This window comes from Phenylobacterium sp. (genome assembly GCF_030697305.1).
In the GTDB taxonomy this organism is placed as follows: Bacteria; Pseudomonadota; Alphaproteobacteria; order Caulobacterales; family Caulobacteraceae; genus Phenylobacterium.
The window spans coordinates 1-22,457 of the sequence record NZ_JAUYQL010000061.1; the positions used below are offsets into that span (position 1 = coordinate 1).

Consider the following 22,457-nt stretch of genomic DNA (forward strand, 5'->3'; position numbering starts at 1 on the left):
GTTCATCCAATAGGTGACGCAGCCGTCCTGCGCCGCATCGCGGCGGCCGATGTGGTTCCAGCTCGACCACGCCAGCCGGCGCTTGGGCATCAGGTTGCGGTCGCTGTGCAGCACGGCTTGGTTGGCGCTGTAGCGGAACGCCGACAACACGCGCCGCTCCACCGCGCCCGCATCGTCCAGCATGGCCAGGGCGTGATCGGCGTGGGCGGCGATCACCACGTGGTCGTAGCGCTGCACGCGACCGTCGGCCTCGCGCACCTCGACGCCGGCCGCGTCGCGCCGCACGCCAGCAACCTTCGCGCCCACTCGCGTCTCTCCGTCGAACGCCGCAGCCAGCTTGCGCACATAGGCCTGGGAGCCGCCGACGACCGTGCGCCAGCGACCCCGCCCGGTCAGCCGCATCATCCCGTGGTTCTGGAAGAACCGGACCAGCGCCTCAGCCGGATAGTCGCGGATCGCCGACAGCGGGGTCGACCAGATGGCCGCGGCCTGCGGCAGCAGGTGGTCCTCCTGGAACGCCCGGCAGTATCCCTTTCGCTCCAGATAGTCGCCCAGAGCCAGCTCTGGGTCGGCGATCTCGGCGACCTCGGCGACGCCATGGCGGTAGAACCGGCCGACGTCGCGCAGCATCGCCCAGTAACGGCGGCTGAACAGGTTGCGCCCTTGCGCGAACAGGCCAGTGACGTCGCTGGAGTATTCAAACGCCCCGTCATCCAGCGAGACGCTGAGCGACATCATCGCCTCCCGGCTGGCGACGCCCAGCTCACCCAGCAGGGCGGTGAAGTTGGGGTAGTTCTCCTCGTTGTAGACGATGAAGCCGGTGTCGACGGGCGCGAGCCCTTTGCGCCCCGGCGCGAGGTGGGTGTTGGCGTGGCCGCCCAGCCGCTCGTCGGCCTCGTAGAGGGTCACCGCGTGGCGTTGTGAGAGCAGCCAGGCCGCCGACAGGCCGGAGATGCCGCCCCCTACCACCGCGATGCGCAAGGCCCGATCCGTCTCGCCGAACGCCACTGCGCCCTCCTGAGCTGCTGAGGCCATGGCCCCGGTTAAGGAGAGCTACGCGGCGGCTTGCGGCCCGGATGCATCCGCTCGGCCGGCGCCTGCGTAACTGCGCTTGAACGCGGAGACCTGAGCAGCGATGACCCTGATGATCGTCCTTGGCGTGCTGGCGGCGATGACCGCGATTATGGCGGCCGCCTGGGCGTTTCAGCGTCAGGTCGGCGAGTCCGGTTGGATCGACGTGTTTTGGACCTTCGGGACCGGGGCCTGCCTGACGGTCGCAGCCCTCGTCCCTGCGCCGTCGGGCGCACGCCAGCTGCTCGTCGCGGGTCTGGTGGCGCTGTGGGCCCTGCGGCTCGGGACCTATGTCGCACGCCGCGTCGCCAGCGGTCCGGCCGACGCCCGCTACGTGCGCCTGCGCGAGCAGTGGGGGGAGACATATCAGCGTAGGCTCGTGGCGCTGACGCTGATCCAGGCGCCGGCCACCGCGCTGCTCGCCGTCTCCGTTGTGCTGGCCGCGCGGCGCCCGGGCGACAGCCTGCAGGTCACCGACTTCCTCGGCGCGGCGATCCTGCTCGCGGCCATCGCCGGCGAAGCGCTGGCCGACGCGCAGTTGGCGCGCTTCAAAGCCGACCCCGCCAACAAGGGCCGCATCGCCGACGCCGGCCTCTGGGGCTGGTCGCGGCATCCGAACTACTTCTTCGAATGGATGGGCTGGCTGGCCTATCCGGTGATCGCCTTCGATCCCGCTAATCCGTGGAGCGCGCTCTCTCTGGCCGCCCCGCTGGTCATGTACCTGCTGCTGACGCGCGGCTCAGGCCTGCCGCCGCTGGAAGCCTCGATGCTGGCGTCCCGCGGCCAGGCCTATGTCGCCTACCAGGCCCGCGTCAGCGCCTTCTTCCCCCTGCCCCCGCGCAAAGGAACACCCGCATGAGCCTGCCCGCATGAGCCTGATTTCCCGCACCCTGCACGCCTTCGAGGCGACACCCCTCCCCGACGCGCTGAGCCGTGGCGCGATCGAACTGCTGGTCGCCCAGCAGCGCCGCCGCCTGCTGGCCGCGCCTGGAGGCTCCGAAGCGTTCGCCCAGGCGATGGAGGCCCACGCCATTGCGGAATACGCCCAGGCCGCCAACGCCCAGCACTATGAACTGCCCGCGAATTTCTTCCAGGCCGCGCTGGGCCCGCAGCTCAAATACTCCAGCGGCTTTTACGCCCACGAAACGACGACGCTTGCCGAGGCCGAGGAGGCGGCCCTGGCGCTCACCGCCGAGCATGCCGGACTGGAGGATGGCCAGGCGATCCTCGAACTCGGCTGCGGCTGGGGTTCGCTGTCGCTGTGGATGGCGCAGCGCTTTCCGGCGGCGCGCGTGGTCTCGGTGTCGAATTCCCAGAGCCAAGGGGCGTTCATCCGCGCCCGCGCTGCGGCGCGGGGCCTGACCAACCTGGAAGTGATCACCTGCGACATGAACACCTTCGACACCCAGGGTGCCTTCGACCGCGTGGTCTCGGTGGAGATGTTCGAGCACATGGCCAACTGGCGCGCGTTGCTGACGCGCGTCCGGACCTGGATGAAGCCGGACGGTCGGCTGTTCCTGCACGTCTTCTCCCACGCCACGACGCCTTATCGCTTCGAGGCCGAGGGCGACGCCGACTGGATCGGCAAGTACTTCTTCAGCGGCGGCCTGATGCCCAGCCACGATCTGGCGAGCCGCTTCCCCGACCTGTTCACGGTCGAGGCCGACTGGCGTTGGAGCGGCGCTCACTATCAGCGCACCGCGCTCGACTGGCTGGCCAACTACGATCGTGAAGCGGCCGCGATCACGCCGGTGCTGCACGATGTCTACGGCGACGAGGCGCTGCTGTGGCGTCGACGCTGGCGGTTGTTCTTCCTGGCTGTGGCGGGATTGTTCGGCCATCGCGGCGGGGCTGAATGGGGCGTCAGCCACCACCGCCTGAAACTCGCGTGAGGCGCTGAAGCATGTCCTACATCGCTGCCTATCTGGCCGCCGCCGTCACCTTCGTGCTGCTCGACGCCGCCTGGCTGACGCTCGCCGGGCCCAAACTCTACAAGCCGATCATCGGCGAGATCCTCGCCGAGCGCGTGGCGGCGGGCCCGGCCATCGCCTTCTATCTCATCTACCTGGTTGGCGTTGTCGTCCTAGCTGCGGCGCCGGCCGCCCGCGAGGGCTCCTGGCCGCGCGCGATGGCGCTGGGGGCCACCCTGGGCGTCGTCGCCTACGCGACCTACGACCTCACCAACCAGGCGACGCTGAAGGTCTGGTCGCTGAAGATCACCCTGGCGGACATGGCCTGGGGCGCCTTCGTCACCGCCATGGCCGCCACCGCCGGCTGTCTGGCCTTCCGCGCCGTACGCCGCGCGTTCGGGTAGAGTTCGAAACGATCGGAAAACATGGTTGTTTGGCGAAGCGGTGCGGCGCGTGGCATCTAGCCGCCGCATCCGTTTGGCGAGGCGCTCATCATGCCGATTCCGTTCATCGATCTGCAGGCCCAGCGCCGGAGGCTCGGCGAGCCGCTGGAAGCCGCCATCCTCAAGGTGGTGCGCAGCGGCGCCTACATCATGGGTCCGGAGATCGCCCAACTCGAGAGCGAGCTCGCACGCTTTGGCCAGGCGCCGTTCGTGCTGTCGTGCGGCAGCGGCACCGAGGCGCTGATCCTGCCGCTGATGGCCTGGGGCGTCGGCCCCGGCGACGCGGTCTTCTGCCCTAGCTTCACCTTCGCGGCGACCGCCGAGGTGATGCCCCTGATCGGCGCCTCGCCGGTGTTCGTCGATATCGACGCCGACACCTACAACATGGACGCCGCCAGCCTTGAGGCGGCGATCCTGGCGGTGAAGGCGGCAGGCGAGCTCACGCCGCGCGCGGTGATCGCGGTCGACCTGTTCGGCCAGCCCGCCGACTATCCGGCCATCGCCGAGGTGGCGCATCGCCACGGCCTGAAGTTGATCGCCGATTCAGCACAAGGCTTCGGATGCACCCTCGATGGGCGTCACCCGATCCACTGGGCCGACGTCGCCACCGCAAGCTTCTTCCCCGCCAAGCCGCTGGGCTGCTACGGCGACGGCGGGGCGGTGCTGAGCAAGGACGCGCGCCTGCACGACGTGATGGTCTCGCTGCGGGTCCACGGCCAGGCGGTGAAGTCCGACACCGAGGGCGCGACCTTCGAGCACGATCCCAAGTACCTCAACCTGCGCATCGGCATGAACGCGCGCATGGATACCCTGCAGGCCGCCGTCCTGCTGGAGAAGCTGAAGATCTTCGAGAGTGAGATCGAGGCCCGCAACCGCATAGCCGATCGCTACGCCGCCGGGCTCGCCGGCGCCGCGCGCACGCCCCGGGTGATCGACAAGGGGATCAGCGTCTGGGCCCAGTACACAATCGAGGTGGACAACCGCGACGGCCTGGCCGGGCATCTGCGCGAAGCCGGCGTCCCCACCGCCGTCTACTATCCGATCCCGATCCACCGCCAGGCGATCTACTCGACCTATCCCCAGGCGCCCGGGGGACTGCCGGTCACCGACGCCAAGTCGAAGGTGGTCATCAGCCTGCCGATGCATCCGTACCTGGAGCCTGAGGCCCAGGATCAGGTGATCGCTGCGGTGCGGGCCTTCTCAGGCTAGCGCCAGCGGCGGCGGGGCGGTTCGCGGTCAGGGCCCAGGTAGTGCAGCAGGCTGAGCAGCGCCACGGCGGCCACGGCGCCGAGCGCGAAGGCGCCGGCCGCCGTCGCCGAAACGCCGGCGGGGCCCAGCGTCATCGGTCTGGGCTCCATCCAGTGCACCAATACGCCGTCAGACGCGGGCGGCTCCTCTGACAGAGGCTCGTCCACAAGGTCGCTCATGCTGGAGGCTCCCGCGCTAGTCGCCGTGGTGAACCCGTCGGCACGGCCAAGGTTCCGCCTGCGATGCTGGCGCTAATCTCATCCGGGCGCTAGAAGCCGCCTCGCCCATCCACCGCGCACGTGACATCTGAGACCATGGCCGGACATTCAAAATTCAAGAACATCATGCACAAGAAGGGTCGCCAGGACGCGGCCCGATCAAAGCTGTTCTCCAAGCTTTCCCGCGAGATCACGGTCGCCGCGCGCCACGGCCTGCCCGATCCGGCGATGAACGCGCGCCTGCGTCTGGCGGTCGCCAACGCCAAGGGCGAGTCGATGCCCAAGGACAACATCGACCGGGCGATCAAAAAGGCCTCCGGCGGCGAGGGTGAGACCTACGAGGAGATTCGCTACGAAGGCTTCGGCCCCGGCGGCTCGGGCCTTATCGTCGAGGTGCTGACCGACAACCGCAACCGCGCCGCATCGGTTGTGCGCACCATCTTCGGCAAGAACGGCGGGGCGCTGGGCGAGAGCGGCACGGTGGCCTTCATGTTCGACCGGGTTGGCCAGATCATCTATCCGGCCGCGGCGGGGTCCGAGGACAAGGTGATGGAGGCCGCGATCGAGGCTGGCGCCGAGGACGTCGAATCCGACGCCGACAGCCACGTGATCTTCACCGCCTTCGAAGAACTGTCGGAAGTCGCCCAGGCGCTCGAAGGCTCCCTCGGCGCGGCCAAGTCCACGGCCATCGCCTGGCGGCCCAAGACGCTGACCCCGGTGAGCGGCGACCAGGTGTCGACCCTCATGCGCCTGCTCGACGCCCTGGAGGACGAGGACGACGTCCAGAACGTCTGGGGCAACTACGACATCTCCGACGAGGACCTGGAGAAGTTGGCGGGGTGATCTCCCCGCTCACCGTCGGGATGAGCGGGTGTTGCGCGCCGTCCCGCGCCACCAAACCGCGCGCCGCACGTTGACCCTGCGCGCCGCGCTTCGGCGCGCGTGACGTTCGAGGCCCTTTGTCCCCCGACCCCTATGTCCTGTTCCTCGCCGGCCTGGGCGCCGTGGTGCTGCTGGTCGCCTGGGTGCCGCTGGCGCTCAAACGCGCGCCTTTGTCGCTGGCGATCTTGTGCGTGCTGATCGGGCTGGCGTTGTTTGGCTCCGGCCTGCTGGCGTTCAGGCCGGACCCGCGCACCTATGACACCATCACAGAGCGCCTGTGCGAGCTGGTGGTGATCATCTCGCTGATGGGCGCAGGGCTGAAGCTCGACCGACCGTTCGGGTGGAAGGCGTGGCGCACCACGTGGCGCCTCCTGGCGATCGCCATGCCCCTGACCATCGCCGCGGTGGCCGCGCTTGGGCACTACGGCCTGGGGTTTCCGTTGGCCATGGCGCTGCTGTTCGGCGCTGCGCTGGCCCCCACTGATCCGGTGCTGGCGTCCGACGTCCAGGTGGGTCCGCCGCAGTCCGGCGAGGAGGACGAGGTGCGTTTCGGCCTGACCTCGGAAGCCGGGCTCAATGACGGACTCGCGTTCCCGTTCGTGATGCTGGCGATTGTCTTCGCCCAGGGCGCCCAGCCTGAGGCCGGCGACTTGCTGCGCTGGCTAGCGGTGGACGTGGCGTGGCGGATCGTCTGCGGCGTGGCGGTGGGGTGGCTGGTCGGGCGCGCGCTCGGGTGGCTCGCGTTCGGCGCACCGCATGTGAAGCTGTCGCACACCGGAGACGGGCTCGTGGCGATCGGCGCGACCCTGCTGGCCTACGCCGTTACCGAAGTGCTGCACGGGTACGGCTTCCTCGCCGTGTTCATCGCCGCCCTGGCGCTGCGACGCCGCGAACCGGGTCACGAATTCCACACCGCCCTTCATGACTTCGCCGAACAGATCGAGCGCCTGCTGATGATGTTGGTGCTGGTGCTGTTCGGAGGCGCGATCGCCGGCGGAATGCTGGCGCCGCTCACATGGCGCGACGCGGGCGTGGCCGTGCTCGTCCTGCTGGTCGCCCGCCCCCTGGCGGGCTGGCTGTCGCTCGCTGGAACGAGCGTGCCCGGCCGCGACCGCGGGATGATCGCCTTCCTCGGCATTCGCGGGATCGGCTCGTTCTACTATCTGGCCTATGCGCTCAACCACGCGACGTTCGGCGACAGCGCGCGGATCTGGGCCGTCACCGGCCTGATCGTGCTGCTGTCGATCCTGATCCATGGCGTCACCGCCACGCCCCTGATGTTATGGATCGACGCCAAGAGCCGGGCGATCGGGTCCCGCCAACGATGAAGGCCGCCTTGGACGCAAAGACCGCCCCACGCCGCTTCTCGCCGCCACATGCCTTCCATCGTCTGAGAGTGCGCTTGCGCAGCCTCTATCGCGGCGACAGCCCGGCCGCGGTGCGCTTCCGCTACAGCGTCATCTGCATCGATCTTGCGATCATCGCCTTCTTCATCGCCGGCCCGATGTTGCGCCAGCAGTGGGTGTTCCTGACCCTCGACTACGCGATCGCCGCGGTGCTGGGCGTCGACCTCGCCGCCCGCGCGCTGACCTATCCCAAGCTCAGCCGCTGGCTGCGCCGGCCGGTGGTCTGGGTCGACATCTTCATCTGGCTGACCCTGCTCTTGCCGGAGATCTTCCTGAACCTGGGCTTCCTGCGGGTCGCGCGCCTCTGGACCCTGGTGCACAGCGAGTTCTTCTGGCGGACCATCGGACGGCGCTACGACGACACCCGCTGGGAGGATGTGGCCAAGGCGGGCGTCAATCTGGTGACCTTCGTGTTCGTCGCCACCGGGTTCGTCTACGCGAGCTTCGCGCGCATCCACCCCGGCATCGACGGCTATGTGGACGCGCTCTATTTCACCGTGGCGGCGCTGACCACCACCGGTTTCGGCGACATCACGCTGCCGGGGACCTGGGGGCGGCTGATCTCGATCGGCGTGATGATCTCCGGGATCACCCTGTTCGTGCAGTTGGCTCAGACCTTGTTCCGACCCCACAAGGTGATCTGGCCCTGCCCGTCCTGCGGCCTGCTGCGGCACGACCCCGACGCGGTGCACTGCAAGGCCTGCGGCCAACTTCTGGCCATTCCGAACAAGAGCTGAGAGGCGACCCCCGTGGACTACGCGACCATCGCTCTGGACTATGTGGCGCCGATCTCGGGGTCGGTGCTGGCCGGCGGCTTGATCGGGCTGGAGCGGGAGTATCGCGGCCGTCCGGCGGGTCTTCGCACCCACATCCTGGTGTCGCTGGCCTCGGCCCTGCTGATGCTTGCGGCCGTTCACCAGGTGCGCTGGCTGACCGACACCCCGCCCGAGGTGATCCGCATCGATCCGGTGCGCATGGCCCATGGCGTGCTCACCGGCGTGGGCTTCCTGTGCGGAGGCGTGATCTTTCGCCAGGGCCTGTCGGTGCACGGCCTGACCACTGCGGCGTCGCTGTGGATCACCTCGGCGCTGGGCGTGCTCTACGGGATCGGCTTCTTCGGGCTGGCGATCGGCGGGACGGCGACGACCCTGCTTGTGCTGGCGGGCTTCCGCTGGTTCGACGACCACCTGCCCGGGACCACCATGCTCGACGCCAAGGTCCGCTATCAGCGCGGCGCGAACTTCCCTGAGGCGGAATTCCGCGCCCTGGCGGCGGAGTTCAATATGCGGCCCAGCGCGCTCAGCCACCGTCTGCTCGACGAGGGTCGCACCGCGGAGATCTCCGCCACGCTCCACGCCGCGCGCGACGTCGACACCCAGGCGATCGTCGACCGCCTGTGCGCCGACCCGCGCGTGCAGGAATTCGAGCTCAGTCCCCGCAACGACTAGTTTGTCGCAGCTCTACTGAGCCGCAACGAACTCGCCCTCGATGTCCAGTTTGGTCTCGCCGCCCAGCATCGCGCCCATCTTCGGTGAGATGGCGAAGTCGGCGAACTTGATCACCGTCTCGCCGTCGAAGCCGACTCGGTACTTTCCGCCCGGTCCGGGACCGGCCTTGTTGAAGGTCGCCTTGATCACCACCGGCTTGGTGACGCCGTGCAAGGTCAGGTCGCCGGCGATGTCGGCGGTGCGTTCCCCCGTCGAGGTGATCGAGGTCGACTTGAAGGTGGCGGTCGGGAACTTGGCGGTGTCCAGGAAGTCGGGGGACTTCAGGTGCGTATCCAGCGCGGCGTTCAGAGTGCCGACCGTCGTGGTGTCGACTGTAGCCTCGAGGGTGCTGGCGGACGGCGTCTTCGGGTCCAGGTTCAGCTTGGCGGTCACGCCGGTGAACTGGCCGATGTAGGTGGAGAAGCCGACATGAGACACCGACCAGGTGACTTTGCCGTGCGAGGCGTCGAGCGTATAGGCGCCGCCCTTCACGTCCGCCGGGGCGACGGGGGCGGGCGGGGCGGCGGCCACGGTCTGTGCGTCAGCCGCACCGGCGGCGAACGTCAGCGCGCAGGTGGCGAACAGGGTCGCTGCAAAACGGTTCATCGGGCGTCCTCTTGAGGATTCTGGGCGGCGAACCCTAGACACGCGTCCCGGCGCTCGGCAAGGGCGCGGCTTCGCCTTGCGTCGACGTGCGGACTAAGCTGCGCAGGAGATCGGGGAACCACATGGAACGCACATGATCGGCCTGCTCTGCGCCACGCCGGAAGAGCTCGCGGCGCTTCGCGCGCGCCTTTCAGCGGAACCAGCCGAAGGGCGCTTCGGTCCGACCCGTGTATGGACCGGCGAGCACGCCGGCCAGCCGTTCGCGCTGGCGCTCTGCGGTCTGGGCAAGGTCAACGCCGCGGCTGCGGCGACCCTGTTGCTCAGCGTATTCGGCGCAAAGACCCTCGTGTTCGCAGGCGTCGCTGGCGGGCTCAATCCGGAGCTTCCGGTTGGCGCCGTTCTGCTGGCCGACCGATTGGCGATCCATGACTACGGCCTGGTGGCGGCGGGCGAGTTCATCCCGACCCTCTCGGGTCAGCTGCCGATCGGTGCGGAGCGGCTGACCACTCTGGCTCCCGTCGCGCCTAAGGTCGCCGCCGACCTCACCCTGCTGGCGCAGCGCGTCGCAACAGCCCTCGGCGATCCGATCCGGCTGGGGGGCCTGGTCACTGCCGACTATTTCCTCAACTGCGTGGAGACGCGCCAAACGCTGCACGCGACGTTCGGGGCCGACGCCATCGACATGGAATCCGGCGCAGTCGCCCAGGTCGCGGCCGCCTGGGACGCCCCGCTGTACGTCGTCCGCACCCTGTCCGACCTCGCCGGCGAGGACAGCCACCTGACCTATCCCGAAATGGCGGCGATGGCCGCGCGCAACTCCGCCCTGTGCGTGCTGGAGCTGTTCGAGATCCTCCGCGCGCACGGCGATGTCGGCATCGGCTGATTCCACACGTCTTCACCTCAGACCCCGCGCGCCGCGCGCACACGGTCAAGGAGAACGCCATGAAGGATATCACCGCGTGCCTGTGGTTCGACGGGCAAGCCGAAGAGGCGGCGAACCTGTACGTATCGATCTTCCCCAACTCGAAGATCGGCGATATCTCGCGCTACGGCGACACTGGGCCCGGTCCCAAGGGCTCGGTGATGATGGTCACCTTTGAGCTCGACGGGCGGAAATTCTCGGGCCTGAACGGCGGGCCGATGTTCAAGTTCACCGAAGCGGTTTCGTTCTCCGTGGCCTGCGAGACTCAGGCCGAAGTCGATCACTATTGGGACTCCCTAATAGCCGACGGCGGCCAGCCGTCGCAGTGCGGCTGGCTGAAGGACCGGTTCGGCCTGTCCTGGCAGATCGTGCCGACGATCCTGGGCAAACTTGCCGCCGATCCCGACCGCGCCAAGGCCGGCCGGGTGATGCAGGCGATGCTCAAGATGGTGAAGCTCGACATCGCCGAACTGGAAGCCGCCGCTCGCGGCTAGCGTCAGGCGGGCTGCGGCGCGCCCGCCTGCGCCCGCTCCATCGCTTTCCTCAGCAACGGCAGGCGGTCGTCGCCGAAGTACATGTCCGTGCCGTTGAGATAGTAGGTCGGCGAACCGTAGCCGCCGCGCGCGATGATCTCGTCCACATTGGCCCGTAGCGCGTCCTTGACGCTCTGCTCGGCGATGCGTGCGAACAGCCAGTCCGGGTCGACGCCGGCCGCCTTGCAGATATCGACGATCACCGCATCGTCGCTGAGCAGCCGGTCTTCACCGAAGTAGGCCTGGAACGCCGCACGCGCGAACGGGATCAGCTTGCCCTGCGGCTCAAGCACGATGCAGGCGCGCATCACCTTGACGCTGTTCACCGGGTGGCCGCTCGGCGGGAACTTGAGCTTCACGCCCGCGGCCAGCGCCCGGTCGCCGAGGTCCTTCAGCATGTAGTCGACCTTGCGCTGCGGCAGCGTGCCGGCGTCCTTCTGCTTGAAGAATTCGATGCCCGGGTTGACTTGGTTGAACACCCCGCCGACCAGGATCGGCCGCCACACGATCTCGGCCCCGAACTCCGCCGCCAGCGGCTGGATGTTCTCGAAGCCCAGATATGTGTAGGGGCTGGAACAGTCGAAGAAGAACTCGATGCGCATCTGATCGCTCCCGCTGCCCGCGCTCATGCCGGCGCGATACCGGGCGCAGAATACATGATGCGCGCGCGCCGATAAGATCATCCCGCAACGGAGCGACGCACGATGAAGACCCGCATCACCGACCTGCTCGGCGTGAAGTATCCCATCGTCCAGGCCCCGATGGGCTGGATCGCCCGCGCCCAGCTCGCCTCGGCGGTCTCCAACGCCGGCGGCCTGGGGATCATCGAGACGTCGTCGGGCGACCTCGACGCCGTGCGCGCCGAGATCAGGCTCATGCGTGAGCTCACCGACAAGCCGTTCGGCCTCAACGTCGCGCTGGCCTTCGTGCGCGATCCCGACATCGTCAGCTTCGTCGTCGACCAGGGGGTGAAGTTCGTCACCACCTCGGCGGGCGATCCCATGAAATACTGCGACGCACTGAAGGCCGCCGGCCTGACCGTCTTCCACGTCGTCCCGTCGCTCCGCGCGGCGTTGCGCGCCGTGGAGGCCGGAGTCGACGGACTGGTGGTCGAGGGCGGCGAAGGCGGCGGGTTCAAGAACGCCCGCGACGTCTCCACCATGGTCCTGCTGCCGCTGGTCTGCGAACGGGTCGGCGTGCCGGTAATCGCCGCGGGCGGCATCGCCGACGGGCGCAGCATGGCGGCGGCCTTCGCCCTCGGCGCCGAGGGCGTGCAGATGGGCACGCGCATGGTCTCGTCCATGGAGTCTCCGGTCCACGCCAACTGGAAGCAGGCGATCCTCGACGCCCAGGAGACCGACACCGTGTTCCTCAACCGCATGGGCCCAGGACCCGCCCTGCGCGCACTGCGGACCGAAAAGACCACCGCCTACGAGATCGACGGCGGCGCCGGCGCGCGCGACGAATTCAAGACCGCCCAGGCGCTCTACTTCGGCGGCGACATGGAGGCCTCGATCGCGCTCTGCGGCCAGGTCGCCGGCCGCATCGACGAGATCAAGCCGGTGGCGGCGATCATCGACGAGACAATGGCCGAGTTCGAAGCCGTCATGGCGACGCTCGCCCGGCGTTTCGCGCCGGAGGCCGCGAACGTCTAGCGCACGCGGCGCAGGCTCAGGTTCGCGCCGGAAACGATCGGGCGCTGTTCTCGGTCCAGCAGCCGGATCTCATCGTCGGTGATGCGCTGGAAGAACGGCGTCTCGCCTTCGACGCCGATCTGAAACACGGTGGCGTCGGGATCGACGGCGTCGCCCCGCAGGATCACATATTCGCCTTCCGAGGTGCTGGTCGCGCCGCCCGAATAAGACTGCTCCAGCCGGTAACGAAAGTCCGGCGGCCCGAACAGGGTCAGGCGGGTGTCGACGCCAGCGCAGTCCGCGCAAGGCAACCGGCCGACATAGGTCCCGACCTGCGGCGCTCCGGGCGCAGGCTGCGGTCCGGCCGCCGTCGCACAGGCGCCGACCAACGCCGCTATCGCCAAGATCGCCATAGCCTGCATGCGAGTCGCCTCCCATTGTTCAGGCCAGCCTACACGCCGCGAGGCTGTCCGACGCAATCAACCCGATCGACCTCAACCTCTTCTCAACCATGCGCCCATCATCTATCCCCTGTACGGAACAGACGGCGAACGCGATTCATGGCGACCCCCTTGCGCATCCTCGGGCTCGACCCCGGCCTCCGCCGCACCGGCTGGGGCGTGATCGCGATCGACGGGCCGCGCCTGTCGCACGTCGCCCACGGGGTGATCGCGCCGCCGGCCACAGACCCGTTCTCGCTGCGCCTGCTGGCCCTTTTCGAAGGCGTCGCCCAGGTGATCGCCGCCTACGCCCCCGATGAGGCGGCGATCGAGGAGACCTTCGTCAGCGTCAATGCAGCCTCCACCCTGAAGCTCGGCCACGCCCGCGCCGCAGCGATGATCGCGCCTGCCCGCGCGGGCCTCAGCGTCGCGGAATATGCGGCCCTGGTGGTCAAGAAGTCCGTGGTCGGGACAGGGGCCGCGGACAAGACCCAGGTCGCCTTCATGATCCGCCGGCTGCTGCCGACCGCCGGCGAGACCACCTCCGACGCCGCCGACGCCCTGGCTGTCGCAATCACCCACGCCCACGCCCGGCGCGCCCGCACCCTGGGGTCGGCCGCATGATCGGGCGCCTGCGCGGCGTGGTGGCCGAGATCGCCGAGGAGGACGCCTTGGTCGACGTCGGCGGCGTCGGCTATGTCGTGCGCTGCGGCGCGCGCACCTTGTCGCGGCTGCCGGCGATCGGTGACGAGACCGTGTTGCACGTCGAGACCCAGTGGTCAGAGGCGACCGGCATGCGCCTCTATGGATTCAACACCCGCGATGAGCGTCACGCCTTCGTGGTCCTGCAGGCGATCCAGGGCGTGGGGCCGAAGGCCGCGCTGGGCGTGCTCGACGTGCTCTCGCCCGGCGAACTCGCCCAGGCCGCGGCGCGCGACGACAAGGCCGCTGTCGCTCGCGCCCAGGGGGTGGGGCCGAAGCTCGCCCAGCGGATCGTCACCGAACTCAAGGACAAGCCGCTTACGGACGGCGGCGTCGCGGGCTTCCACGCCCAGGTGCAGGCCCATGCCGCCCCGCACGCGCCCACCGCCTCCGGCGAGGCGGTCGCCGCCCTGATGGGCCTGGGCGTCGCCGAGCCCGCCGCCCGTCGGCTGGTCGAGCAGGCCTCCCTGCGCCTGGGCGAAGACGCCGAGGCTGGAGCGCTGATCAAGGCCGCCTTGCAGGAGCTCGGCCGTTGACCCGCCTGGTGTCCAGCGAACCGCAGCCGCTCGAGGGCTCCGACAAGGCCATGCGGCCGCAGACCATGGCCGAGTTCGTCGGCCAGGCGCAGACCAAGGCCAACCTATTGATCTTCATCGAGGCGGCGCGCCAGCGCGGCGAGGCGTTGGACCACGTGCTGCTGTTCGGACCGCCTGGCCTGGGCAAGACCACCCTGGCGCAGATCATCGCCCGAGAGCTGGGCGTCAACTTCCGCGCCACCTCCGGGCCGGTGCTGGCCAAGGCCGGCGACCTGGCGGCGATACTGACCAACCTTGAGCCGCGCGACGTCCTCTTTATCGACGAGATCCACCGCCTGGCCGCGAACGTCGAGGAGATCCTCTATCCGGCGATGGAGGACCACGTGCTGGACCTGATCATCGGCGACGGCCCCTCCGCCCGCTCGATCCGCATCGACCTGGCGCCGTTCACCCTGGTGGCGGCGACGACACGGGCCGGCCTGCTGGCGACGCCGCTGCGCGACCGCTTCGGCATCCCCCTGAGGTTGGAATTCTACACCCCGGCCGAGCTGCAGAAGGTGCTGGCCCAGGCGGCCGGCAAGATGGGGCTGAAGCTGAACGACGACGGCGCCGCCGAGATCGCCGCCCGCGCCCGTGGCACCCCGCGCGTGGCCGGCAGGCTGCTGCGCCGGGTCCGTGATTTCGCCGCCGCCGAGGGCTCCGAGCTGGTCGACCGCGCCGCCGCCGCCCGCGCTCTGGCGAGGCTCGAGGTCGACGAGGCGGGCCTGGACAGCCTCGACCGCCGCTACCTGCGGGCCCTGATCGAAAACTACGCCGGCGGCCCGGCGGGGGTGGAGACCCTCGCCTACGCCATCGCCGAGGCGCGCGACGCTGTCGAGGACGTCATCGAGCCGTATCTAATGCAGCAGGGCTTCATCCAGCGCACGCCGCGCGGACGCATGGCCTGCGCCAAGGCCTACGCGCACCTGGGGCTTACCGAGCCGGCGAGTGCGCCGCGGGCCGGCCAGGCGACCCTGTTCGACGACGAGACCTAAGGCATGCCGAGCGTCAGCCTCCTCTCGCCCCTCTCCCGCGGCGAATGCGTCCAGCGCCTGCGTGAGGCGGTGGACGCGCCGCTGGTGTTGTTCGGCAAGAAGTCGGTGGTCGGGGATGTCGACGACGAACGCGCAGTGCTGCGCAAGCGCCTGCGCTACCGCAATTCATTCCAGACCCGTTTGCGGGTGACCCTCGAGGACGCTGCGCCCGGAACCCGGATGCAGTGCCGCAGCGGCGCGCATCCGGCGGCCCTGGTGTTCATCACGCTGTGGCTGGGCATAGTCACGGTCATCGGCGGCGCAGTGTTCCTGGCGGCGCTGGTCGATCTGACCGGCGCAGCGCAGAGCGAGATCCCGCCGGCCATCGGCTTGCTCGCGCCGCCCGGCTTCCTTCTGTTCGGGATCACGCTGGTCGCCGTCGGCCGCAGCATGGCGCGCGGCGAAGCGGACTTCCTCATCGATTTCGTGGCGCAACAGACGAAAGCGCGTCGCGTCGAGGCTGCGCCGGCGACCAGCGCGCGAGCGGCGACCGTCACATGAACGAGCACCCCTCCGCCGGCCGCTTTGATGGGCGAGAGCACCGACTCGCCGTGCGCGTCTACTACGAGGACACCGACTTCACCGGCGTGGTCTATCACGCCGCCTATGTGCGCTACTTCGAGCGGGGTCGCTCCGACTGCCTGAGGCTGGCCGGCGTCCACCATGGGGAACTGGCGGCGGACGAACGGCCCACCGCATTCGCGGTGACGCGCCTGGAGGTGGATTTCCTCAAGGCTTCGCATATCGACGACGCGCTGGAGGTTCGCACCCTCTACGAGCGCGTACGCGGCGCACGCCTGTTCGTCAGCCAGTCGATCTGGCGCGGCGAGACGCTGATCGCCACGGCCGAAGTGGTCGCCGCTTGCATCGACCTGGCCGGGCGCGCACGCAAACCTTCGAAGGCTTTACTGGACGCGGTGGCCCCACTGCTGGCAGAGGCGCCTTAAGTTCGCCAAACGGGCGATTCACTCAGGCCACAGTCGCCCGCCGCATGACCCTGGAGAAGGAGCTGCATGGATCCCGCCGTCCCCGCCGCGATCAACGCCGACAGCTTCTCTTTTATCACCCTGTTCCTGCGCGCCGACTGGGTCGTGAAGGGGGTCATGCTCGGCCTCGCCGGCGCCTCGCTCTGGTCCTGGGCGGTAATCATCGACAAGACCTTCCGCTTCGCCCGCCTGAATCGCGAGGCCGACGCGTTCGAGACCCAGGTGGCCGCCGGCCGCTCGCTGGAGGAGATCGCCGCGGAAGCGGGCGAGAACCCCAGCCACGCCCTGCCCCGCATGTTGCAGGGCGCCCTGCGCGAATGGCGCGAGCAGCGGGCAAAGGGCCTGTCAGGCGACTCCCAGGCGGCCTTCCTGGTGCAGCGGATTGACCGCACCCTCGACACCACCATCGCGCGTGAGAGTCAGAAGGTTGAGGATGGCCTCGGCCTGCTGGCCATCGTCGCCACCGCCTCGCCCTTCGTCGGCCTCTTCGGCACCGTCTGGGGGATCATGCACGCCTTCCAGTCGATCGCGATCCAGAAGAACACCAGCCTGGCCGTGGTCGCACCGTCGATCGCCGAGGCGCTGTTCGCCACCGCCATCGGCCTGGCCGCGGCGATCCCCGCCTATATCGCCTACAACAAGTTCTCGACCGACGCGGGCAAGTTCGCCGGCCGGCTGGAAGGCTTCGCCGACGACCTGTCGACCGCCATCCAACGCCGCCTGACCGAGCGATTCTGATGGCGCTGTCCGCCAACGACGCGTTTTCCGCCCAAGGTGGCCGACGCCGCCGACGGGGCCGCGGCCGGCGCGGCGCGCTGTCCGAGATCAACGTGACCCCGCTGGTCGACGTGATGCTGGTGCTGCTGATCATCTTCATGATCAGCGCGCCGCTGCTCACCGCCGGCGTCCCGCTGGAGCTGCCCAAGACCGAGGCCGGCGCCATGCAGGACCAGGAGGAGCCGCTCTCCGTCTCGATCCGCGCCGACGGCACGATCTTCGTCCAGGACAAACAGGTGGCCTTTTCCGAGCTGTCGCCCAGGCTGACCGCCGTGGCAGGCGACGAGACCGCCAAGCCGATCTATGTGCGCGCCGACGGCAAGGCGGCCTATGCGGTCGTCGCCCAGGTGATGGCCGCGCTGTCGACCTCGGGATTCACCTCCATCAACCTGCTCACCGAGACCGGCGGGCCGTCCTCGGGCGGACAGGAGACGCCCAAGCGGTGACGCGCGAGCGCTCAGATCTGTCGCCGGCGCTGCTGGGATCGGCCCTGCTGCATGCGGCCTTCGCCGCCGCCCTGCTGATCACCTGGCCATGGTCGAAGGAGCTGAAGGCTGGCGTCGTCGTGCCGGTGAAGATCATCACCAACGCCTCGATCACCGACGTGCGCGCCGCGCTCGAGGCGCCCGAGCCCCAGGCCGCCCAGGTCGAGACGCCGACCCCCGAAGCGCCGCTGGAGCCGACGCCGCCGGCCCCTGTACCGACGCCGACGCCCGCGCCGCCGCCGACCCCCGCCCCCAAGGTCGCGCCACAACCAGTCCCCAAGCCGACCCCTGCGCCGACGCCGAAGCCGACACCCACGCCGAAGACCGTGACGCCGGCCCCCAAGGCGGCCCAGCCTGCGCCAAAGACCCCGCCCACGAAGGCGGCGCCGGCGACCAAGACAGCCAAGCCCTCGGACCTGGATCTGGACGCCCTGCTGGCCAGTGTTTCCAAGAGCGCCAAGTCCGGAGGCCCGCGCGCTTCGAGCGCGCCGAAAGGCCCTGCCCGCCCGGAGACTGCGCCACAGGCCCGTCCGGCGGTCGGCAGCGGCATCTCGGCCAACGCCCTGGCTGGGTTGTCGGAAGAGCTGCAGCGGCGCTGGAACCCCAATTGCGACGTCGAGGGCGGGCGCGACGTCCAGGTGCGCGTGACCTTCACCCTGGGCGCCGGCGGCCAGGTGGTCGGCGACGTGCGCGCCGACGGTCAGGAGCGTTCGTCCAACGCGGTGATCCAGGCCGCCGCCGACCGAGCGGTGCGCGCCGTCTACGCCGCCTCGCCGTTCCGCAACCTGCCCAGCGAGTTCTACGGTCAGAGAATCGCCGTGAAGTTCAACGCCCGTGAAGCCTGCGCCCGATGACCGTAACGAGGAACGCCCGATGCGACTGAAGTTGGTGATGCTGGGAATCGCCGCCGCCCTGGCGATCGGGGCCGCCGCACCGGCGCCCGCGCGGGCCGAGATCGAGGTCGACGTCAACCGCGGCGACGTCCAGCCGCTTCCGATCGCCATCCCGGCCCTGGGCGGCGGGGCCGTGGGCGGCGACATCGCCAAGGTGATCGCCGCCAACCTGGAGCGTTCGGGCCTGTTCAAGCCCATCGACCCGGCCGCGTTCATCGAAAAGGACCTGAAGGTCGAGGTGCAGCCCCGCTTCCCCGACTGGAAGGCGGTCAACGCCCAGGCCCTGGTCAACGGCCAGGTGACGGTCGAAGGCGGGCGGCTTCGCGTCGATTTCCGCCTGTGGGACGTGTTCTCCGAACAGCAGCTGCTGGGCCTGCAGTTCACCGCCAGTCCCGAGAACTGGCGCCGCGTGGCGCACAAGATTTCCGACGCCGTCTACGAGCGGCTGACCGGAGAGAAGGGTTACTTCGACACCCGCGTCGTGTTCGTCGCGGAAAGCGGCGGGCGGGTCGGACGGGTGAAACGGCTGGCGATCATGGACCAGGACGGCGCCAATCCCAGCTACCTCACCGATGGCTCCTACATCGTCATGACGCCCAGGTTCTCCTCGACCAGCCAGGAGATCACCTACATGGCGCTGCGGCCCGAGGGCTCGTCCATCTACCTGTTCAACCTGGAGACCGGCCGCCGCGAGACCCTGGGAGACTTCCCCGGCATGGTGTTCGCGCCGCGCTTCTCGCCCGACGGCGGGCGCGTGGCCTTCTCCGTGGAGCGCGGCGGCAACAGCGACATCTATGTGATGAACCTGCGCAGCCGCACCTCCACGCGGCTGACCGCCGACCCGGCGATCGACACCTCGCCGTCGTTCTCGCCAGATGGGACCAAGATCGTCTTCAACTCTGACCGCGGCGGCAATCCGCAGCTTTATGTGATGAACTCGGACGGCTCCGGCGCGCGTCGCCTGTCCTTTGGCTCGGGCCGCTACACCACCCCGGTGTGGAGCCCGACCGGGGAATACATCGCCTTCACCAAACAGACCGGCGGCAGTTTCCATATCGGCGTTATGCGGCCCGACGGATCCGACGAGCGCACGCTCACCGACAGCTACCTCGACGAAGGCCCCACCTGGGCGCCGAACGGCCGCGTGCTGATGTTCTTCCGCGAGGGCCAGGGCCAGGGGCCGCGCCTGTGGTCGGTGGACGTCACCGGTCGCGTGCAGCGCGCGACGCCCTATCCGGGGTCCGGGTCCGATCCGGCCTGGTCGCCGCTGTTGGACTGACAAGTCGAGTCAAATGAAACGATCGCGTGATCTCGACCGTTCGAATGTTGCACCGCCAGTTCGCGCGGTGGAGTCTGGACCTGGCGCGCATTGCGCCTTTGGTCAAACCCCCAACCTCAAGGAGAGGCCTCGCGTGATCATCACGAGCTTCAACACCAAAGGCGCAGTTAGACTGGCGCTAATCGTCGGCGTCGCCGCATCGATGGCCGCCTGTTCGGCGCGGCCGAAGCCCGCGCCGGTCACTCCCACGCCGTCCGGCCCCACCGACTCGCAATCGAAGCTCCCGCCGCCCGGACCGGTCAGCCAGGCGCCGGTCCCAGGATCGGTCCAGGATTTCGTGATCAACGCCGGCGACCGGATCTATTTCGATTTCGACAGCTACACGATCCGCAGCGACGCCGGCCCCGTGCTCGACGCCCAGTCGGCGTGGCTGCAACGCTATCCGGCGGTGGCCGTGCGTATCGAAGGCAACGCCGACGAACGCGGCACCCGCGAATACAACCTGGCGCTCGGCGCACGCCGCGCCAATTCCGTGCGCGACTACCTGGTCAACCGCGGGATCCAGGCCTCGCGGATCGCCACGGTGTCCTACGGCAAGGAACAGCCGATCGATCCGGGGACGTCGGAAGATTCCTACCAGCGTAACCGTAATGCCCACACCACGCTGACCTCCGGCGCACGCTAAGCCTCCGTCGCGACCATCCCGGACGGAGCGGCCCCGTCCGGGAACAGGCGTGACCGCCGCAATTTGAACGCCGCGCCTTGCAGATGATCCGCCCATGCCGCTTCGCCGACTGCTGATTCCCGCCGCCTTCGCCCTGATGACGCTGAGTCCATCGCTGGGCTTTGCCCAGACGCCGATGGACGATCCCCTCGACGCTCGCGACGCCCGCCGTGTCGAGCGGATGGAAAAGGTGGTGCGCGAGCTGCGCGCCATCGTCTTCCAGGCTCGTGACACCGGCCGGCCCGTGGTCGTGCAGCCTGCCGAGACCGATTACCAGATGCAGGAGCTGACCCGCCGGGTCGGCGACCTGGAACAGACGCTCACCCGCATCAACGGCGCGCTCGACGCGACCTCCCACGAACTTCAGCAGTCGCGCGCCGCGACCCAGGCGCTGGAAGCTCAGAACCGCGCCTTGGCCGACCGGCTGAGCGCCGCGGAACAGCGCGCCGTCGCCCCGCCCGAGGCCGCCCCTGCGCCCGTGGCGAGCGGCCCGGCTGCGCCCACCGCGGCCGAGGCGTTCACCCGTGCCCGCCAGCAGATGCTAGGCGGCGACTACGACGGCGCCGAAGCCGCGTGGCGCGACTATGTGGCCAACTACGCCGACAGCCCGAAGACGCCGGAGGCCCGCTACTGGCTCGGCAAGACCCTTGCCGTGCGCGCCGCGCATGGTGATGCGGCCGCGGCGTTCATCGGCGCGATCCGCGGCTGGCCGCAAACCTCATGGGCGCCCGACGCCGTGGTCGAACTCTCTCGCGCGCTGATCGGCCTGAAGAAACCCACCGACGCCTGTCAGACCCTGGCCGAGTTGACCCGCCGCTATCCCAAGGCGCCGCCCGCCGTGCTGGCGCGCGCCCAGGCCGCTCGCGCCCAGGCCAAGTGCGCGGCCTGACAACCCGGCGTCAGTCGCCGTCTGCCGTCTTCGATGGCCGCGTCGACGAGGCGCTGGACAGACGGCTATCAACGACATCGCCGTCGCCGGTTGCTGTCGCCTTTTCCGGCGGTGGCGATTCCCTGGCCTTGTTGCTGACCACGCTCGACTGGGCAGAGCGTCATGGACGACGCGTCCTCGCGCTCAGCCTCGATCATGGATTGCAGCCGCAGAGCGCCGCTTGGACGCAGGCCTGCAGCGAGCGCGCGCTCAAGGCGGGCGCTGCGTTCCGCGCGCTGACCTGGGACGGCCCAAAGCCGCCGTCGGGTTTGCCGGCCGCGGCGCGTGGCGCGCGTCACGCCCTGCTTGCCGAGGCGGCGCGGGAGGCCGGCGCAAGCGTCCTGTTGATGGGGCATACCGCCGACGACATCGCTGAAGCGCGGCTGATGCGCGAGCGCGGCGCGCGGCTTGGCGAGCCTCAGGAATGGAGCGCCTCGCCCGCCTGGCCGCAGGGCCGCGGCGTCTTCGTGCTGCGCCCGATGCTGTCAGTGCGTAGGGCGGAGATCCGCGACTGGCTGGCGGCCCACGGCGAGGCCTGGATCGACGACCCCGCCAACGACGACCTCCACTACGCGCGCAGCCGGGCGCGCAGGGCGCTGGCCGCTGGTGCGACTGCGCCGGCCGCGGGGGCGTTCAGCCTGCATGACGCCGCCGCCCTCGCCGAGCTATGCACATCCTCGCCTTTGGGTGAATTGAGTATCCCGCGCCTTGCTTTGCGGTCCGCGCCCTTCGAGGCCGCCCACGCCTTCGTGGCCGCCGCCTGCCTCTGCGCCGCCGGCGGCGCGGCGCCGGCGCGGCGCGAGCGATCGGAGCGCCTGACCCACGCCCTACTCGGCGAAGCTCCGGTGCGCGCCACCCTGGCCGGCGCACGATGCGTGGCCGGCGCCGAGGTCGCGCGTTTTTCCCGCGAACCCGGCGAAACGGCGCGCGGGGGATTGGCGCCGATAGGCCTGACGGCGGGCGCCGGGGTTGTCTGGGACGGCCGATACGAAATCCCCGTGTCGAGCCCTGGCATGACCGTACGCTCACTGGTCGGCCTCGCGGCGTCACTGCCGAACGCAGAGCGCCGCGCCCTGGCCCGCGTGCCTGCTAGCCTGCGCGGCGCCTTGCCCGCGCTGCATGGTCCGCAGGGCGTCAGTTGTCCGCTGCTCGCGGCGGAGCCCGCGGTGGAGGTCCAGACCCTCGCGCTCACCCGCCTGCAGGCGGCGCTGGGCGCAGTCCAAGGGGAGGTCTAACCCTCTCCGTTCCATTGGATGGACATGCGGGAGGCGACG

Annotated in this window: 28 protein-coding genes; 23 read left to right on the plus strand and 5 right to left on the minus strand. The window is 69.4% G+C overall.

Going from position 1 to position 22,457, the window contains the following annotated elements:
* The coding region (locus Q8R27_RS06810; RefSeq protein WP_305698304.1) for an NAD(P)/FAD-dependent oxidoreductase at positions 1 to 1,008 on the minus strand (1,008 nt) is incomplete at its 3' end.
* A 127-nt stretch (positions 1,009 to 1,135) separates the two neighbouring features.
* On the opposite strand from Q8R27_RS06810, the gene Q8R27_RS06815 reads away from it, so the two are divergent.
* The 4 genes from Q8R27_RS06815 (at position 1,136) to Q8R27_RS06830 (ending at position 4,633) form a co-directional block, all read left to right on the plus strand.
* Complete coding sequence (locus tag Q8R27_RS06815; protein ID WP_305698305.1) at positions 1,136 to 1,930, plus strand: DUF1295 domain-containing protein; 795 nt, start codon at positions 1,136 to 1,138, stop codon at positions 1,928 to 1,930.
* A 10-nt stretch (positions 1,931 to 1,940) separates the two neighbouring features.
* Positions 1,941 to 2,963, plus strand: a complete 1,023-nt coding sequence (locus Q8R27_RS06820; protein ID WP_305698306.1) for a cyclopropane-fatty-acyl-phospholipid synthase family protein — start codon at positions 1,941 to 1,943, stop codon at positions 2,961 to 2,963.
* An 11-nt stretch (positions 2,964 to 2,974) separates the two neighbouring features.
* Positions 2,975 to 3,385, plus strand: a complete 411-nt coding sequence (locus Q8R27_RS06825; RefSeq protein WP_305698307.1) for a DUF2177 family protein — start codon at positions 2,975 to 2,977, stop codon at positions 3,383 to 3,385.
* Positions 3,386 to 3,475: 90 nt separating this feature from the next.
* Positions 3,476 to 4,633: a DegT/DnrJ/EryC1/StrS aminotransferase family protein gene (locus tag Q8R27_RS06830; RefSeq protein ID WP_305698308.1), complete on the plus strand. Its 1,158-nt coding sequence runs from the start codon at positions 3,476 to 3,478 to the stop codon at positions 4,631 to 4,633.
* Here the strand turns inward: Q8R27_RS06830 and Q8R27_RS06835 are convergent.
* Positions 4,630 to 4,851 carry a hypothetical protein gene (locus Q8R27_RS06835; protein ID WP_305698309.1) on the minus strand — a complete coding sequence of 74 codons (222 nt, stop codon included), beginning with the start codon at positions 4,849 to 4,851 and terminating at the stop codon, positions 4,630 to 4,632. The two genes, Q8R27_RS06830 and Q8R27_RS06835, sit on opposite strands and share 4 nt — an antisense overlap.
* A 135-nt stretch (positions 4,852 to 4,986) precedes the next feature.
* On the opposite strand from Q8R27_RS06835, the gene Q8R27_RS06840 reads away from it, so the two are divergent.
* The 4 genes from Q8R27_RS06840 (at position 4,987) to Q8R27_RS06855 (ending at position 8,626) form a co-directional block, all read left to right on the plus strand.
* Positions 4,987 to 5,733, plus strand: coding sequence for a YebC/PmpR family DNA-binding transcriptional regulator (locus Q8R27_RS06840; RefSeq protein WP_305698310.1), 747 nt, complete (start codon positions 4,987 to 4,989; stop codon positions 5,731 to 5,733).
* Positions 5,734 to 5,849: 116 nt separating this feature from the next.
* Entirely contained in the window at positions 5,850 to 7,100 is a 1,251-nt protein-coding gene (locus Q8R27_RS06845; RefSeq protein ID WP_305698311.1) for a sodium:proton antiporter, read from the plus strand.
* An 8-nt stretch (positions 7,101 to 7,108) separates the two neighbouring features.
* Positions 7,109 to 7,915 (plus strand): potassium channel family protein, encoded by an 807-nt coding sequence (locus Q8R27_RS06850; RefSeq protein WP_305698312.1) that lies wholly within the window; start codon positions 7,109 to 7,111, stop codon positions 7,913 to 7,915.
* Between the two features lie 12 nt (positions 7,916 to 7,927).
* Positions 7,928 to 8,626, plus strand: coding sequence for an MgtC/SapB family protein (locus Q8R27_RS06855; protein ID WP_305698313.1), 699 nt, complete (start codon positions 7,928 to 7,930; stop codon positions 8,624 to 8,626).
* Between the two features lie 12 nt (positions 8,627 to 8,638).
* Here Q8R27_RS06855 and Q8R27_RS06860 read toward each other — a convergent pair whose 3' ends face one another.
* Positions 8,639 to 9,271, minus strand: a complete 633-nt coding sequence (locus Q8R27_RS06860) for a YceI family protein (protein ID WP_305698314.1) — start codon at positions 9,269 to 9,271, stop codon at positions 8,639 to 8,641.
* A gap of 133 nt (positions 9,272 to 9,404) precedes the next feature.
* Here Q8R27_RS06860 and mtnN point away from each other — a divergent pair, with 133 nt between their 5' ends.
* Together mtnN and Q8R27_RS06870 are read left to right on the plus strand one after the other, a co-directional pair.
* Entirely contained in the window at positions 9,405 to 10,154 is a 750-nt protein-coding gene (mtnN, locus tag Q8R27_RS06865) for a 5'-methylthioadenosine/S-adenosylhomocysteine nucleosidase (protein ID WP_305698315.1), read from the plus strand.
* Positions 10,155 to 10,213: 59 nt separating this feature from the next.
* Positions 10,214 to 10,687 (plus strand): VOC family protein, encoded by a 474-nt coding sequence (locus tag Q8R27_RS06870; RefSeq protein ID WP_305698316.1) that lies wholly within the window; start codon positions 10,214 to 10,216, stop codon positions 10,685 to 10,687.
* Positions 10,688 to 10,689: 2 nt separating this feature from the next.
* Here Q8R27_RS06870 and Q8R27_RS06875 read toward each other — a convergent pair whose 3' ends face one another.
* Positions 10,690 to 11,328 (minus strand): 2-hydroxychromene-2-carboxylate isomerase, encoded by a 639-nt coding sequence (locus Q8R27_RS06875; protein WP_305698317.1) that lies wholly within the window; start codon positions 11,326 to 11,328, stop codon positions 10,690 to 10,692.
* 102 nt (positions 11,329 to 11,430) lie between these two features.
* On the opposite strand from Q8R27_RS06875, the gene Q8R27_RS06880 reads away from it, so the two are divergent.
* Positions 11,431 to 12,381, plus strand: a complete 951-nt coding sequence (locus Q8R27_RS06880; protein WP_305698318.1) for a nitronate monooxygenase family protein — start codon at positions 11,431 to 11,433, stop codon at positions 12,379 to 12,381.
* On the opposite strand, the gene Q8R27_RS06885 is transcribed toward Q8R27_RS06880, so the two are convergent.
* Complete coding sequence (locus tag Q8R27_RS06885) at positions 12,378 to 12,782, minus strand: copper resistance protein NlpE N-terminal domain-containing protein (protein WP_305698319.1); 405 nt, start codon at positions 12,780 to 12,782, stop codon at positions 12,378 to 12,380. The genes Q8R27_RS06880 and Q8R27_RS06885 overlap by 4 nt on opposite strands.
* Before the next feature lie 138 nt (positions 12,783 to 12,920).
* Here Q8R27_RS06885 and ruvC point away from each other — a divergent pair, with 138 nt between their 5' ends.
* The 12 genes from ruvC (at position 12,921) to tilS (ending at position 22,418) form a co-directional block, all read left to right on the plus strand.
* Positions 12,921 to 13,424 carry a crossover junction endodeoxyribonuclease RuvC gene (ruvC, locus tag Q8R27_RS06890; protein ID WP_305597274.1) on the plus strand — a complete coding sequence of 168 codons (504 nt, stop codon included), beginning with the start codon at positions 12,921 to 12,923 and terminating at the stop codon, positions 13,422 to 13,424.
* Positions 13,421 to 14,038 carry a Holliday junction branch migration protein RuvA gene (gene ruvA / locus Q8R27_RS06895; protein ID WP_305698320.1) on the plus strand — a complete coding sequence of 206 codons (618 nt, stop codon included), beginning with the start codon at positions 13,421 to 13,423 and terminating at the stop codon, positions 14,036 to 14,038. The genes ruvC and ruvA overlap by 4 nt, the downstream gene beginning before the upstream one ends.
* Positions 14,035 to 15,072 (plus strand): Holliday junction branch migration DNA helicase RuvB, encoded by a 1,038-nt coding sequence (ruvB, locus tag Q8R27_RS06900; RefSeq protein WP_305698321.1) that lies wholly within the window; start codon positions 14,035 to 14,037, stop codon positions 15,070 to 15,072. The genes ruvA and ruvB overlap by 4 nt, the downstream gene beginning before the upstream one ends.
* 3 nt (positions 15,073 to 15,075) lie before the next feature.
* Entirely contained in the window at positions 15,076 to 15,612 is a 537-nt protein-coding gene (locus Q8R27_RS06905) for a hypothetical protein (RefSeq protein ID WP_305698322.1), read from the plus strand.
* A complete protein-coding gene (locus Q8R27_RS06910) occupies positions 15,609 to 16,058 on the plus strand; it encodes a YbgC/FadM family acyl-CoA thioesterase (RefSeq protein WP_305698323.1) in 450 nt (149 codons plus the stop codon). The genes Q8R27_RS06905 and Q8R27_RS06910 overlap by 4 nt, the downstream gene beginning before the upstream one ends.
* 66 nt (positions 16,059 to 16,124) lie before the next feature.
* Positions 16,125 to 16,835 (plus strand): protein TolQ, encoded by a 711-nt coding sequence (gene tolQ, locus Q8R27_RS06915; RefSeq protein WP_305596367.1) that lies wholly within the window; start codon positions 16,125 to 16,127, stop codon positions 16,833 to 16,835.
* Entirely contained in the window at positions 16,835 to 17,320 is a 486-nt protein-coding gene (locus tag Q8R27_RS06920) for a biopolymer transporter ExbD (RefSeq protein ID WP_305698324.1), read from the plus strand. Before tolQ ends, Q8R27_RS06920 begins: the two co-directional genes overlap by 1 nt.
* Positions 17,317 to 18,213 (plus strand): energy transducer TonB, encoded by an 897-nt coding sequence (locus Q8R27_RS06925; RefSeq protein ID WP_305698325.1) that lies wholly within the window; start codon positions 17,317 to 17,319, stop codon positions 18,211 to 18,213. Before Q8R27_RS06920 ends, Q8R27_RS06925 begins: the two co-directional genes overlap by 4 nt.
* A 19-nt stretch (positions 18,214 to 18,232) precedes the next feature.
* Entirely contained in the window at positions 18,233 to 19,531 is a 1,299-nt protein-coding gene (tolB, locus tag Q8R27_RS06930; protein WP_305698326.1) for a Tol-Pal system beta propeller repeat protein TolB, read from the plus strand.
* A 202-nt stretch (positions 19,532 to 19,733) separates the two neighbouring features.
* Positions 19,734 to 20,216 carry a peptidoglycan-associated lipoprotein Pal gene (gene pal / locus Q8R27_RS06935; RefSeq protein WP_305698358.1) on the plus strand — a complete coding sequence of 161 codons (483 nt, stop codon included), beginning with the start codon at positions 19,734 to 19,736 and terminating at the stop codon, positions 20,214 to 20,216.
* A gap of 94 nt (positions 20,217 to 20,310) precedes the next feature.
* Complete coding sequence (gene ybgF, locus Q8R27_RS06940; RefSeq protein WP_305698327.1) at positions 20,311 to 21,144, plus strand: tol-pal system protein YbgF; 834 nt, start codon at positions 20,311 to 20,313, stop codon at positions 21,142 to 21,144.
* Positions 21,132 to 22,418 (plus strand): tRNA lysidine(34) synthetase TilS, encoded by a 1,287-nt coding sequence (tilS, locus tag Q8R27_RS06945; protein WP_371134661.1) that lies wholly within the window; start codon positions 21,132 to 21,134, stop codon positions 22,416 to 22,418. Before ybgF ends, tilS begins: the two co-directional genes overlap by 13 nt.
* Positions 22,419 to 22,457 lie beyond the last annotated feature (39 nt).

Bases quoted from the DNA above. Each gene is read 5' to 3' on its own strand.
- Q8R27_RS06815 (WP_305698305.1), top strand. From the start codon at position 1,136: ATGACCCTGATGATCGTCCTTGGCGTGCTGGCGGCGATGACCGCGATT.
- Q8R27_RS06820 (WP_305698306.1), top strand. From the start codon at position 1,941: ATGAGCCTGATTTCCCGCACCCTGCACGCCTTCGAGGCGACACCCCTC.
- Q8R27_RS06825 (WP_305698307.1), top strand. From the start codon at position 2,975: ATGTCCTACATCGCTGCCTATCTGGCCGCCGCCGTCACCTTCGTGCTG.
- Q8R27_RS06830 (WP_305698308.1), top strand. From the start codon at position 3,476: ATGCCGATTCCGTTCATCGATCTGCAGGCCCAGCGCCGGAGGCTCGGC.
- Q8R27_RS06835 (WP_305698309.1), bottom strand. From the start codon at position 4,851: ATGAGCGACCTTGTGGACGAGCCTCTGTCAGAGGAGCCGCCCGCGTCT.
- Q8R27_RS06840 (WP_305698310.1), top strand. From the start codon at position 4,987: ATGGCCGGACATTCAAAATTCAAGAACATCATGCACAAGAAGGGTCGC.
- Q8R27_RS06860 (WP_305698314.1), bottom strand. From the start codon at position 9,271: ATGAACCGTTTTGCAGCGACCCTGTTCGCCACCTGCGCGCTGACGTTC.
- mtnN (WP_305698315.1), top strand. From the start codon at position 9,405: ATGATCGGCCTGCTCTGCGCCACGCCGGAAGAGCTCGCGGCGCTTCGC.
- Q8R27_RS06870 (WP_305698316.1), top strand. From the start codon at position 10,214: ATGAAGGATATCACCGCGTGCCTGTGGTTCGACGGGCAAGCCGAAGAG.
- Q8R27_RS06875 (WP_305698317.1), bottom strand. From the start codon at position 11,328: ATGCGCATCGAGTTCTTCTTCGACTGTTCCAGCCCCTACACATATCTG.
- Q8R27_RS06880 (WP_305698318.1), top strand. From the start codon at position 11,431: ATGAAGACCCGCATCACCGACCTGCTCGGCGTGAAGTATCCCATCGTC.
- Q8R27_RS06885 (WP_305698319.1), bottom strand. From the start codon at position 12,782: ATGCAGGCTATGGCGATCTTGGCGATAGCGGCGTTGGTCGGCGCCTGT.
- ruvC (WP_305597274.1), top strand. From the start codon at position 12,921: ATGGCGACCCCCTTGCGCATCCTCGGGCTCGACCCCGGCCTCCGCCGC.
- ruvA (WP_305698320.1), top strand. From the start codon at position 13,421: ATGATCGGGCGCCTGCGCGGCGTGGTGGCCGAGATCGCCGAGGAGGAC.
- Q8R27_RS06905 (WP_305698322.1), top strand. From the start codon at position 15,076: ATGCCGAGCGTCAGCCTCCTCTCGCCCCTCTCCCGCGGCGAATGCGTC.
- Q8R27_RS06910 (WP_305698323.1), top strand. From the start codon at position 15,609: ATGAACGAGCACCCCTCCGCCGGCCGCTTTGATGGGCGAGAGCACCGA.
- tolQ (WP_305596367.1), top strand. From the start codon at position 16,125: ATGGATCCCGCCGTCCCCGCCGCGATCAACGCCGACAGCTTCTCTTTT.
- Q8R27_RS06920 (WP_305698324.1), top strand. From the start codon at position 16,835: ATGGCGCTGTCCGCCAACGACGCGTTTTCCGCCCAAGGTGGCCGACGC.
- tolB (WP_305698326.1), top strand. From the start codon at position 18,233: ATGCGACTGAAGTTGGTGATGCTGGGAATCGCCGCCGCCCTGGCGATC.
- pal (WP_305698358.1), top strand. From the start codon at position 19,734: ATGGCCGCCTGTTCGGCGCGGCCGAAGCCCGCGCCGGTCACTCCCACG.
- ybgF (WP_305698327.1), top strand. From the start codon at position 20,311: ATGCCGCTTCGCCGACTGCTGATTCCCGCCGCCTTCGCCCTGATGACG.